Origin of the sequence: Sutcliffiella horikoshii (assembly GCF_008180725.1) — a bacterium.
GTDB lineage: Bacteria > Bacillota > Bacilli > Bacillales > Bacillaceae_I > Sutcliffiella_A > Sutcliffiella_A horikoshii_B.
Genome location: NZ_VTEV01000003.1, coordinates 403,392 through 416,285, shown reverse-complemented (window position 1 = coordinate 416,285; position 12,894 = coordinate 403,392). Strand labels below are relative to the sequence as shown.

At 38.6% G+C, this 12,894-nt stretch carries 12 protein-coding genes; 11 read left to right on the top strand and 1 reads right to left on the bottom strand.

Features of this window, described 5'->3' with window-relative positions:
- Positions 1–8 precede the first annotated feature (8 nt).
- From pfkA to FZC76_RS08915, 8 genes are all read left to right on the top strand, one after another.
- A complete protein-coding gene (gene pfkA, locus FZC76_RS08950) occupies positions 9–968 on the top strand; it encodes a 6-phosphofructokinase (protein ID WP_148987874.1) in 960 nt (319 codons plus the stop codon).
- 131 nt (positions 969–1,099) lie between these two features.
- Positions 1,100–2,854: a pyruvate kinase gene (gene pyk / locus FZC76_RS08945; protein WP_148987873.1), complete on the top strand. Its 1,755-nt coding sequence runs from the start codon at positions 1,100–1,102 to the stop codon at positions 2,852–2,854.
- A 126-nt stretch (positions 2,855–2,980) separates the two neighbouring features.
- The gene (locus FZC76_RS08940) at positions 2,981–3,376 is read left to right on the top strand and encodes an FxsA family protein (RefSeq protein WP_010195639.1); all 396 of its coding nucleotides are present in this window, start codon (positions 2,981–2,983) and stop codon (positions 3,374–3,376) included.
- A 39-nt stretch (positions 3,377–3,415) separates the two neighbouring features.
- Positions 3,416–4,330, top strand: a complete 915-nt coding sequence (locus FZC76_RS08935; RefSeq protein ID WP_148987872.1) for a DUF1002 domain-containing protein — start codon at positions 3,416–3,418, stop codon at positions 4,328–4,330.
- Between the two features lie 265 nt (positions 4,331–4,595).
- Positions 4,596–4,994 carry an Rrf2 family transcriptional regulator gene (locus tag FZC76_RS08930; protein ID WP_148987871.1) on the top strand — a complete coding sequence of 133 codons (399 nt, stop codon included), beginning with the start codon at positions 4,596–4,598 and terminating at the stop codon, positions 4,992–4,994.
- Positions 4,995–5,136: 142 nt separating this feature from the next.
- Positions 5,137–6,039 carry an NAD(P)/FAD-dependent oxidoreductase gene (locus tag FZC76_RS08925; protein ID WP_148987870.1) on the top strand — a complete coding sequence of 301 codons (903 nt, stop codon included), beginning with the start codon at positions 5,137–5,139 and terminating at the stop codon, positions 6,037–6,039.
- A gap of 369 nt (positions 6,040–6,408) precedes the next feature.
- Positions 6,409–6,918: a hypothetical protein gene (locus FZC76_RS08920; RefSeq protein ID WP_148987869.1), complete on the top strand. Its 510-nt coding sequence runs from the start codon at positions 6,409–6,411 to the stop codon at positions 6,916–6,918.
- A gap of 171 nt (positions 6,919–7,089) precedes the next feature.
- Positions 7,090–7,548, top strand: coding sequence for an SMI1/KNR4 family protein (locus FZC76_RS08915; protein ID WP_148987868.1), 459 nt, complete (start codon positions 7,090–7,092; stop codon positions 7,546–7,548).
- 668 nt (positions 7,549–8,216) lie between these two features.
- Here FZC76_RS08915 and ytvI read toward each other — a convergent pair.
- The gene (ytvI, locus tag FZC76_RS08910; protein ID WP_148987867.1) at positions 8,217–9,338 is read right to left on the bottom strand and encodes a sporulation integral membrane protein YtvI; all 1,122 of its coding nucleotides are present in this window, start codon (positions 9,336–9,338) and stop codon (positions 8,217–8,219) included.
- A gap of 179 nt (positions 9,339–9,517) precedes the next feature.
- Between ytvI and FZC76_RS08905 the strand changes: the two genes are divergently transcribed.
- The 3 genes from FZC76_RS08905 to icd all read left to right on the top strand — a co-directional run bounded on the left by FZC76_RS08905 (position 9,518) and on the right by icd (position 12,835).
- A complete protein-coding gene (locus FZC76_RS08905; protein ID WP_060664804.1) occupies positions 9,518–9,979 on the top strand; it encodes a DUF441 domain-containing protein in 462 nt (153 codons plus the stop codon).
- A 354-nt stretch (positions 9,980–10,333) separates the two neighbouring features.
- Positions 10,334–11,452, top strand: a complete 1,119-nt coding sequence (gene citZ / locus FZC76_RS08900; RefSeq protein ID WP_148987866.1) for a citrate synthase — start codon at positions 10,334–10,336, stop codon at positions 11,450–11,452.
- Positions 11,453–11,566: 114 nt separating this feature from the next.
- Positions 11,567–12,835, top strand: coding sequence for an NADP-dependent isocitrate dehydrogenase (gene icd, locus FZC76_RS08895; RefSeq protein ID WP_060664806.1), 1,269 nt, complete (start codon positions 11,567–11,569; stop codon positions 12,833–12,835).
- Positions 12,836–12,894: the final 59 nt, after the last annotated feature.

Below are 12,894 nucleotides of genomic sequence, written 5' to 3'. Positions count from 1 at the left end.
AAAATAGAATGAAACGAATAGGCGTTCTGACAAGTGGTGGAGATGCACCAGGAATGAATGCTGCGGTCCGTGCAGTAGTAAGAAAGGCTATTTTTCATGATATCGAGGTATTCGGAATCTTTCGTGGATATGCTGGATTGATTGATGGAGATATCAAAAAGCTTGAAATAGGTTCTGTTGGTGATATCATCCATCGAGGTGGAACCATGTTATATTCTGCGAGATGTGAAGAATTTAAAACAATAGAAGGTCAGCTTAAGGGAATTGAAAACCTGAAAAAGCATGGTATTGAAGCATTAGTTGTAATTGGTGGGGACGGTTCTTATCAAGGTGCTAAAAAGTTGACGGAACACGGCTATCCATGTATTGGTGTGCCAGGTACAATTGATAACGACATCCCAGGCACTGATTTTACAATTGGATTTGATACGGCACTAAATACAGTTATCGATTCCATAGATAAAATTCGTGATACTGCCACATCCCATGAGCGTACATACGTGATTGAAGTAATGGGACGCCATGCAGGAGATATTGCACTTTGGGCAGGTCTCGCAGGCGGGGCGGAAACCATTCTTATCCCTGAAGCGAAGGATGATATGCAAGAAGTAATTGCAAGACTGAAACGCGGAACGGAGCGAGGGAAAAAGCATAGTATCATCGTCGTTGCTGAAGGAGTAGGCAGCGGAGTGGAGTTCGGAAAGAGAATCGAAGACGAGACAAATTTCGAAACAAGAGTAAGTGTACTTGGTCACATCCAACGCGGTGGATCACCAACGGCATTTGATAGAGTTTTGGCAAGTCGATTAGGTGCACGTGCAGTGGAACTACTTATGGAAGGTAAAGGCGGCAGATGTGTGGGAATCCAAAGTAATGAGCTGGTTGACCATGATATCATTGAAGCACTTTCTAAAACACACACAATCGATGAGAAGATGTACGACCTTTCTAAAGAGCTATCCATTTAATATGATAAGCACATTGGAATCGTTTTCATTACCAGGTTACTGAGGCTATCGTTGGTGTAATGCCACTCTATTGCTTTATAATATAAAAGGACGATTGAAAAGAACGGTATATAACTAGGAGGAAATTTTACATGAAAAAAACCAAGATTGTTTGTACGATTGGACCAGCTAGTGAAAGTGTCGAAACGTTAATTCAGCTGATGGAAGCAGGGATGAATGTTACCCGTCTGAACTTTTCACATGGTGACTATGAAGAGCATGGAGCTCGTATCCGTAATATTCGGGAAGCGGTAGAACGCACAGGGAAAAATGTAGCAATTCTTTTAGATACAAAAGGTCCGGAAATCAGAACGCATACGATGCAAGATGGTGCGATTGAATTAGTACAAGGAAATGAAATTATCATCTCCATGGAAGAAGTAATTGGTACTACTGATAAGTTCTCCATTACGTACCCTGGACTAATGGAAGATGTACATCCAGGTTCCCGCATTCTTTTGGATGATGGTCTTATCGGATTAGAAGTTCTTGAAGTAGGAAACAACGAAATCAGAACAAAAATCCTGAACTCCGGTACATTAAAAAATAAAAAAGGTGTAAACGTTCCTGGTGTAAAAGTGAACCTTCCTGGAATCACAGAAAAAGATGCTAACGACATTCGTTTTGGTATTGAGCAAGGTGTTGATTTCATTGCAGCATCTTTCGTACGTCGTGCGTCTGACGTTCTTGAAATTCGTGAGTTACTGGAAGCACATAATGCTACAGACATTCAAATCATCCCTAAAATTGAAAACCAAGAGGGTGTTGACAATATCAACGAAATCTTGGAAGTATCTGACGGCTTGATGGTGGCTCGTGGAGACCTTGGTGTGGAAATTCCTGCAGAAGAGGTACCTCTTGTACAGAAGGACCTTATCAAAAAATGTAATCTTGCTGGTAAACCTGTCATCACAGCAACCCAAATGCTTGATTCCATGCAACGCAACCCGCGTCCAACTCGCGCAGAAGCAAGTGACGTAGCGAACGCAATCTTTGATGGAACAGATGCAATCATGCTTTCTGGTGAAACAGCAGCTGGATCTTATCCTATCGAAGCTGTTCAAACAATGCACAACATCGCTTCCCGAGCAGAACAAGCTTTAGCATACGGTGAGATCCTTACAAAGCACAGCAAGCAAGCTGCGCTTACAGTAACAGATTCCATCGGACAATCTGTTGCTTACACGGCAATCAGCTTGGATGTTTCTGCAATCGTGACGCCAACTGAAAGTGGACATACTGCACGCATGATTTCCAAGTACCGTCCAAAAGCACCGATTGTTGCAGTTACTTCTTGTGAAGCGGTATCCCGTAAACTTGCGCTTGTATGGGGTGTTTACCCTCGCATCGGTCGTCAAGCAACTTCAACAGATGAAATGCTAGAAGTAGCAGTTGAAGAATCATTAAACACTGGCATCGTTTCTCACGGAGACCTAATTGTTATTACAGCAGGTGTTCCGGTTGGAGAAAAAGGTACAACAAACTTGATGAAGATCCATGTAGTTGGTGACGTTCTTGCAAGCGGACAAGGCATTGGCAGAAAATCTGCTTACGGAAAAGTCGTTGTTGCAAAAACTGCAGAAGAAGCTGCTGAAAAAATGACACACGGTGCTATTTTCGTAACAACTGGTACTGATAAAGATATGATGCCTTCATTAGAAAAAGCATCTGCGCTTATCACAGAAGAAGGCGGTCTAACAAGTCACGCTGCTGTAGTAGGGTTAAGCCTAGGCATTCCTGTCATCGTTGGAGTAGAAGGAGCTACATCTATTCTAGAAGACGGTCAAGAAATCACGGTTGATTCTTCCCGCGGTACTATTTATACAGGTCACGCAAACGTATTATAATATAGGACATAAACCCCTCTTTCTGGCATATGCTGGGAGAGGGGTTTGTTTATATTAGAGTAATTCTTTCACATTTGCTATAATTGATTGGTAGCTTGTTTTTACTAGAAATGAGGTTGTCCTATTATGTTTAGAATTTTATTAGCGTTGATTATAGTTGTACCAGCATTGGAAATTTGGCTTCTTATTACAGCCGGTAAGCTGATTGGGGCGATTCCTACAATCATATTGATTATCCTTACTGGAGTTTTGGGAGCGTGGCTTGCAAAATATCAGGGTGTTTCCGCTCTTAGAAGTGCTCAGCAAAAAATGAACAGCGGCCAGATGCCTGGTGATGTGATTATCGACGGTTTATGTATTTTAGTTGGTGGTGTTGTTCTGTTAACTCCTGGATTTATCACCGATGCAATCGGTTTTGCTTTGCTTTTGCCACCGACAAGGAATTTGATTAAACCGTCCATCATGCGAGCAATTAGAAACAGAATGGATCGCGGGCAATTTATTGTTATTAATAGAAGATAAAGAGAGAGCAATTGATCATATTAGTTTGGGGGAAATGTAATGAAACATTGGTTAAAATGGTTGCTAGTGTTGACCTTGGTTTTATCTGGCCTTACATTATCAAATGTTGTACAAGCTGCTGGCGGGGAAGATGAAGAGGAGAGCATTAACGAAAAGTTCGGTCTTCCTATTGTCGTATACGGCGGTACCTTGAATGATGACCAAAAACAGGAAGTGCGCGAGCATCTAAATGTGAAGAACCCTGAAATGGTCGAGGAAATCACAGTAACTGGTGAAGACCTTGTTACCTATATCGAGGGAGAAGACAGAAATGCCCGCATGTTTTCTTCTGCTAAAATTACGAGAAAAGAAAAAGGAGAAGGGCTTGTAATTACAAGAGCCACTCCAGAAAACATCACACAAGTAACAGATGATATGTATGCAAATGCCCTATTGACTGCAGGAATTGAGGATGCAGAAGTAATCGTTGCATCTCCTGTTAAGGTTAGTGGTCATTCTGCACTTGTGGGAATATACAAAGCTTATGAAGTAAGCGGAGAAGCACTTAATAAAGACCGTATGGAAGTGGCAAACGAAGAATTGTCCATTGCAACTAAGCTTGCAGAAGAAGAAGGCATGGATAGTGAAAAAGTCAGTGAGTTACTGACGGAAATCAAAAAGCAGATTGCCGAGCAAAACCCTGCAACAAGAGAAGATGTTGAACAAATTGTAGAAGAACAATTAGCTAAGTTGAATATTGAATTAAGTGAAGAAGACCGACAGCTATTGATTGATCTCTTTGAAAAAATGCGTGAGTTGAATATCAACTTTGATAGTGTAAAAAATCAACTAGAGCAAATTTCTACGGACATAAAGAATAAAATTGACGAAGTAGTCGGAAATGAAGGTTTCTGGCAGGGAGTTCAAGACTTTTTCCGTAACCTGTTTCAGTCTATTGCTGATTTGTTTAAATAGGAATACATGAAAAAGGCTGTCCGCTCTGGTCAGCCTTTTTTGTGTATTGGTTATGCTTAGTTGATTTCCGTTCCAGGCTCTTCGCTTGCCTGCGGGCTGTCCGTGAGCCTCATTAACGGGCCAGATTGAAGATTTATACTAAAATATAGGGTCAAAATTGTGAAGATTTGTTCTTCTACATTTTTATTTAGGATGCAGTAGTCTTGACAGATAAATATATTTAAGGATATTGTAGATATAATAAATCTATAATAGAGGTGTTAACATGAAATTTTCAAAAGCGACTAATTATGCTTTACACACCATGCTTTCTCTCGTTAGTGCTTCTTCGATTGAGCCTATAGGTGTCCAGAAACTGGCAGAATCCCAAGGTGTTTCAACAACTTATTTGTCCAAAATTTTAACCAAGCTCGTAAAAGCAGGATTAATTGAATCAATTTCTGGAGCTCATGGAGGTTATCGATTATCTCGTCTAAAAGATGATATTACATTTTTAGATATCATTCACGCCATAGAAGGTACAGCTTCCTTATTTGAATGTGATTTTGTTCATGGAGATGAATGCTTAATTCAAGCTGAAATGAAAGTAGCAGAAGAGAAGATGAAGAAACATTTAAAAGAAATAAATTTAGTGGACATAGCTCAAAAGCAAATGGGAGTATAACATGCTTTATGGAAGAATGATGAATCTTTCTACACTCTTAAGAGCATCAACAATCTAAATACCATTAATTCATCAAAAGCGGAATCTTATGTTTAATTACAGATATAATACATCTATATTATCTATTTAGGTGGTGCAGTTTATGATTTATGAATGTGCAATTATTGGTGGAGGCCCAACAGGTTTGAATGCAGCCCTTGTACTAGGGAGAGCCAGACGAAGTGTAGCATTGATTGATAATAATCAGCCTAGAAATTCTGTTGCACATGCTTCTCACGGGTTTATTACAAGAGATGGTATATCACCGACCGAATTTCGTCGTATTGCTTATAAAGAATTGTTGAATTATCCTTCTGTCAATCATCTACAAACTGAGATAGTCACAGTCAACAGAACAGCTTTGGGATTTGATGTATTTGATAGATCAGGAATTCGTATTCAGACAAAAAAATTAATTGTGGCAACAGGGTTAAAAGAAATTTTTCCTCCCATCGAGGGCTTTGATTCGTTATATGGAAAAAGTTTGTTTAATTGTCCTTATTGTGATGGATGGGAACTGCAAGATCAGCCGATTTTCGTTATTTCCGAAAATCCGTCTATCTTCCATACGGCAAAACTTCTCTTCAATTGGAGTAAAGATTTGATTGTTTGTACAAATGGTCTTTCACTCTTATCGGAAGTGCAAAAAAAGCAACTGCAATCAAAAGGGATTACTGTGATAGAGAAACCCATTTTAGCCTTTATCGGGCAAAACAGTCGATTGGAATATGTTCGCTTTACTGATGGAACGCATACTGCAAGAGCTGGTGGCTTTGTAATGCCACAATTTATTCAAAGCGCACCGTTCAGAGAACAACTGAGGTATGAAATGACAAAGTCTGGTGGGATCAAAACAGATGAATTTGGTAGAACCTCAATACCTGGTTTGTATTCTGCTGGAGATGCTTCTTATGTAAAACCATCTCAAGTGGTTTTTGCAGCAGCTGATGGGAGCCGTACTGCTATGACTGTTAATATGGATTTAACAGAAGAAGAGTTTGAATGACATCAAAACCTTTAAAAGTTTGTTTTAGTATATGGAAGTTAGCCCACTATTTTGTTCTTTCTTAGACTGTATAATTAAAAATCTATTTCCTTGGTTTTCTTGCTAAAGGACATTATCAATATGAGGAAGAGTAGGTCTTTACAATAACAATGATGATGAATTTGCTACAATACTTACAACAGAGCAACTATTTAACGATCTTTTAGAATAAGGGTATACAATTATAGGCGCGATCCAGGAACAAGGATCCGCGCCATTTTTGTCGTGGCCAAAAGAATTTCATATTGTAGGAATTTTTAGATTATGAAATAATTGGAATTAAGCAGTTGGGAAGGGTTTTGGAAGAAAAAGGTTTCTTAGGGGGTATTTATGCGAATAAAAATAATAATAGCCTTGGTATTTATATTATCAGGTTGTAATCAGGAAGTTTCCCAACACCCAATAGTCCATAATTTAAAGGGTATTGAAGAATTTCCATATGATTTTAAACTACCGACTTATTTACCTTATGATGTAAAGGAAGTAAGGGTGTATGACTACATTCAAATTATAGAAGAGTTGCCTGAAAGATTAGCAGATGCCAAAACCAATGATTTTGCTTTATCAATTGGAATTGGTGGTTATTCCGAGGAACTTATCTTTATAGAAATGACACCACCTAACAATAGAAATTCAAATCATTTAAGTGCAGAACAAATAGTTTTAAGTGGTGGTAGAGAAGGGTTATATTCATACGTCAATAACAAACAAACTTTAACTCTAAACGACGAAGGATTAAACTATAGCATCATTGTTTTTACTCATCAAGAAGGAAAGGAACTGTATTCACAAGAAGAGTTGATTAAGGTTGCAAATTCTTTAACTTTAGTAAATAGATAAATTTGGAGGTAAGGTGGATACTTAAAATAACAAATTCTATATTCAACAATCTAGGAGTTTCCTGTAATAAGGATCACCGCTCGTAATATTTTTTATCGTTATGATACGATTTAATCTTAAATTGTAAAATGATAGAAGGTAACCAATTAAATTTTCAAGGAGGACTTTAGTGTGAGAAGTATTTGGGAAGAGGATAATGATTATGGCAAATTAAAACCCTTAACAGATGAGACTTTAAAAAAAGCTGAAGAAAAATTAAAAGTAAGGTTACCGAATTCCTACATAAATATCTTAAAACAACAAAATGGTGGTTATATAAAATTCAATTCACACCCTACAAATAAACCAACGTCATGGGCTGATGACCATGTTAATGTTGACCATATATTTGGGATAGGACTGGATAAGGAGAAAGGAATTTTAGAAAGTGAGTATTTAATTCAAGAATGGGGTTTGCCCAAGAATGTTGTACTAATCTCTGGGGATGGACATTCTTGGATCGCATTTGATTATAGAAAAAACAAAATTGAACCACCTGTTATTTTCATTGATGTTGATGATGAACAGATTATAGAATTAGCTCCTAATTTTGAAGCATTCTTAAATGGTTTAACAGTTAGAAATTACTAGTTAACTTCTTAAAGAATGGACCTATTATGGCATGAAAGACTTTTGAATATGAGAGTGATTTACAGTAATAATAAATAATCTGGGAGCGATTGTAGAATTAGAAGTGAAACTGCACGACGATATAAAGCAAATTTGAAGAAGGAGGAATAATATTGGTTACGAGCTTAATTATATTCGGAATCATAATAATAATTCTAGGAATTTCTACACCTATTGGTTCAGGAACAACAATTCTCATTTCTTTAATTTTGTTTGTTATGGCAATTGTACTATCGTTTAAAAAAAGAAAGGTTTCAAATACCTGATACCTAAGCTATATTGGAGTTGTTGAAAAATATAATAAAGTAAAAGGGCTTAGAGGGGAAAACTCTCTAAGCCTTTTTGATGTGGAAAATGTCATGATTTTAAATGTGATATGCCCTGTAATTTAGTTTTTTGTAAATTTTTTATGCAGCTTCTTTTTGTGACAAGTATCAGAACCTGTTGATCTCTAATTGAGTTCTTTGTTATTAGCATATTTTCTAGTAATGGAGCAAATGGCAAAGACTCCAGCGGGGAAGTAACGGTAGATTGAGACCCCGCAACGAAGTGAGGAGGGTCAAGCACCGTCCGCGGAAAGCGACGCCATTAGCGAAAAGGAACAGCGGTAGTTAACCTTACAACAAAAATTAAACCACCCTATTCTTACCGACTATGAATAGATAGATATCTTTTATCACGCCTGCATTCCAAAGGGTGTTAAAAATGACTACTGTCACAGGCCCGACAATCAGGCCAAGGAAGCCTATCAATTGGAAACCTACAAATAAACTTACTAATGTCGCCAAAGGATCAAGGCCGATACTGGATGATAATATCTTTGGTTCCATAAGTTGCCGCTGCACGATGACAATTAAATAAAGGACTCCAAGTCCAATAGCTAATGGTAAATTCCCACTAATAGCTAAAAAGATAATCCACGGAACAAAAATGAGCCCAGTTCCAAGATACGGGATCAAGTCTACCAATCCGATGATTAAGGCAACGGTAATGGCGTATTCAACCCGTAATATTAATAATCCAATTAATACAATGATGGTAGTGATCGAAATTAGCGTGGCCTGTGCCCGCATGAAACCGAAGAAGGCCTTCTTTAAGCTTACAAAAACTTTTGTAAGACTTCCTTGCGCTTTAATTGGAGTGATTTTCTTCAGTCTTCCTTTAAGCTTGTACCAATCCTTGCTGATGAAAAAAGTTGCCAATAAGGAAAAAATCAAGACTGTGGCAACACTTGGAATCCATGTGATGAGTTTTGGAAGATTGGTTAAAAAGGATTGGATGAACTCACCGACTGTGCTGGCAACCGTTCCGCCAATATCTTCAATATTTGTCAATAGAGATTGTTGCTGATCCTCCTCCAAACTATGAAACATGGTACTAACCTGCTGGAACAAAGGAAGTATTTTAGTTACGACAAACTGCTCCATATAGACAACCAACGTTTCAAAATGTCCCGGCACTACTTTAGCCAAATACTCAGTTCCAGAAACAATCTCAACAATTAATAATGTGACGACACCTACAACCGTTGCGAACAAAGCCATGATGGAGAGGAAAACGGCTAAACTTCTTGGAAGTTTTCCGTTCTTTTCTAGTAAATTAACGAGCGGGTTAATTAAGAAAGCTAGAACTAATGCGATGATGAAAGGATAGGCAATGGAGAAGAGATGAAAAAATGAAACAAGACCGATCGTGATGATGAGAAGCACAAGAAGGAGACGAAAAACGATATGTACATAATTCCAATTCAAGCATAACACCCCTTATGAGTACCGGAATTCCCTTACTTCATATTTTACAACCTGACTTATTGTTTTCATAGTTTTATATTTAAAAATTAGGAAAATTCTGTACGGTTTCAATTCTTTTTCTTTCGTATTTTATTATGGTAGTATGGAAAAAGGGTCTGGTTTTGGAAGGATGAAACAGAATGATAAGTCAAGCTACCGTGTTCTTACTAATACTTCTATTAATCGGCTTTATTGCTAAGAATCCATCATTGATGTTTGCTGTGGCAGTATTGCTTGTTATTAAAGTTATTGGTCTGGACAATAAAGTATTCCCCTATCTACAGTCCAAAGGAATTAATTGGGGTGTCACGATCATAACCATTGCAGTTTTAGTTCCGATTGCTACAGGAGATATAGGATTCAAGCAATTACAAGAAGCGTTGAAGTCTTCCTATGCATGGGTGGCGCTCGGAGCTGGTATAGCTGTGGCTCTAATTGCAAAAAGCGGGTTAACATTGCTTGCCAATGATCCGCATATTACAACAGCATTGGTCTTTGGTACGATTCTTGCGGTTTCCTTGTTTAATGGAGTGGCTGTAGGCCCGTTGATTGGTGCAGGAATAGCTTATCTTGCGATGAAGGTAGTGGAGTATTTCACATAGGGGATTTTTCACAAATTATTTTTTCGTGATAATATTTTTTGCAGGACTTTCGTTCTTTTCATTCACAAAAGTCAGATAATTGTTTATAATAGGGACAAGGACACTTCCTTCCTACTTAGCAAGAGAAACATTGTTCGCCGAAAATGCGCGCACACCCATGAACATAGTGGATATGGCGCATATTTTTATGAATGGAAATGTAAGCATTTTCTTAGTTTGCTAGATTCTGAATTAATGAATTACTCTTAATATTTATACAGATCATTAATTTTTATCATTATGGTGAGCAAGCGTTCGGGTGGACAATGGTAGATAAGGATTTGAAGAAATTTTCACATAAAGGAGAGGTTTGAAATGACAACAACTAAAGGTCTTGAAGGAATTGTAGCAACAACTTCCGCTATCAGTTCCATTATTGATGACACACTAACGTATGTTGGCTACAACATTGATGACTTAGCAGACCATGCTAGCTTCGAAGAGGTAATCTATCTTTTATGGCATCAGAAATTGCCTAACAAGGAAGAGTTGGCTTCACTGAAGAAAGAATTAGCTGAAAATGCTGCACTTCCGGATGAAGTCATCAATCACTTTAAAACTTATCCAATTGATAAAGTTCACCCTATGGCTGCTTTACGTACGGCAGTATCACTATTAGGTCTTTACGATGCAGAAGCAGATAACATGGATCCTGAAGTAAATTATCACAAAGCAGTTCGCCTGCAAGCAAAAATGCCGACAATTGTGACAGCGTTCTCAAGAATCCGTAAAGGGTTAGACCCGATTGCTCCTAGAACTGACCTAGGAATGGCAGCTAACTTTTTATACATGTTAACTGGAGATGAGCCATCTGAGGTTGCGATTGAAGCATTTAATAAAGCATTAGTTCTTCATGCTGATCATGAATTAAATGCATCTACTTTCACTGCACGTGTATGTGTAGCGACATTATCTGATGTTTACTCTGGTGTTACTGCTGCAATCGGAGCGTTAAAAGGCCCATTGCACGGAGGAGCAAACGAAGCGGTTATGAAGATGCTTTCTGAAATAGGAGAAGTAGAAAACGCGGAAAGCTATATCCGTGAAAAGCTTGCAAATAAAGAAAAAATCATGGGCTTTGGTCACCGTGTATATCGTCAGGGAGATCCTCGTGCGAAACATTTGCGTGAAATGTCAGAGAAACTTACTCATCTGACAGGACAACCTAAATGGTATGAAATGTCCGTGAAAGTGGAAGAAATCGTGACTTCCGAGAAGCCACTTCCACCAAACGTTGATTTCTACAGTGCGTCTGTGTACCATTCTTTAGGAATCGATCACGACTTATTCACACCAATTTTTGCTGTGAGCCGTGTATCCGGTTGGTTGGCGCATATTCTTGAGCAATATTCCAACAACCGTCTAATTCGCCCGCGTGCAGATTATACTGGCCCTGGCAAGCAGGACTATGTACCACTTGAAAAACGTAGCTAAGGGAACTTCACGCTACAACAAGATACATTGATTGAATTTTTGCTATAATAAAGGGGAGGGGAAATCCCTTTCCCAAACATCTAATGTCATCATATTTCTTAGGAGGTTTTTACTTTGACACAAGGAACAAAAATTACTGTTACAGATGGCGTACTAAACGTACCTAACAACCCAATTATTCCATTCATTGAGGGAGATGGAATTGGTCCTGACATTTGGGCATCAGCATCCCGTGTTTTAGAAGCAGCTGTTGAAAAAGCATATAATGGTGAAAAGGAAATTGTTTGGAAAGAAGTATTGGCTGGAGAAAAAGCATTCAACCAAACTGGTGAATGGTTGCCAAGTCAAACACTTGATGATATCCGTGAGTACATAATTGCAATCAAAGGACCTCTGACTACTCCAGTCGGTGGCGGAATCCGTTCTCTTAACGTTGCATTACGTCAAGAGTTGGACCTTTTCACATGCTTACGTCCTGTTCGTTATTTCCAAGGAGTTCCTTCTCCTATTAAACGTCCAGAAGATACTGACATGGTTATTTTCCGTGAGAATACAGAAGATATCTATGCTGGAATCGAGTATGCGAAAGGCTCTGAGGAAGTAGAAAAACTAATCAACTTCCTTCAAACGGAAATGGGAGTTAACAAAATCCGTTTCCCTGAAACTTCCGGTATCGGAATCAAGCCGGTATCTGAAGAAGGTACTTCCCGTCTTGTTCGTGGTGCAATCAATTATGCAATCGAGCATGGCCGCAAATCTGTAACACTAGTACACAAAGGAAACATCATGAAGTTCACTGAGGGTGCTTTCAAAAACTGGGGTTACGAGCTAGCTGAGAAAGAATTCGGCGATAAAGTATTCACTTGGGCACAATATGACCGTATCGCGGAAGCGGAAGGCAAAGATGCTGCAAACAAAGCGCAAGAAGCTGCAGAAGCAGAAGGCAAAATCCTAGTAAAGGATTCTATCGCTGATATCTTCTTACAACAAATTCTTACTCGTCCAAAAGAGTTCGATGTTGTTGCAACAATGAACCTGAACGGTGACTACATCTCTGATGCACTTGCTGCTCAAGTAGGTGGAATCGGAATCGCTCCTGGAGCAAACATTAACTATGAAACTGGTCACGCAATTTTCGAAGCTACACATGGTACTGCTCCGAAATATGCTGGTCTTGATAAAGTAAACCCATCTTCTGTTATCCTTTCCGGTGTATTAATGCTTGAGCACCTTGGCTGGACAGAAGCTGCTAAACTTGTAGTAGATGCTATGGAAAAATCCATCGCTTCTAAAGTAGTAACTTACGACTTTGCACGTCTAATGGACGGCGCAACAGAAGTAAAATGCTCCGAGTTTGGTGACGAACTAATCAAAAACATGTAATTTCAAAAAAAGCAAAAACTCTCGATGGGTTTTTGCTTTTTGAAAATAAAGCAGTACAC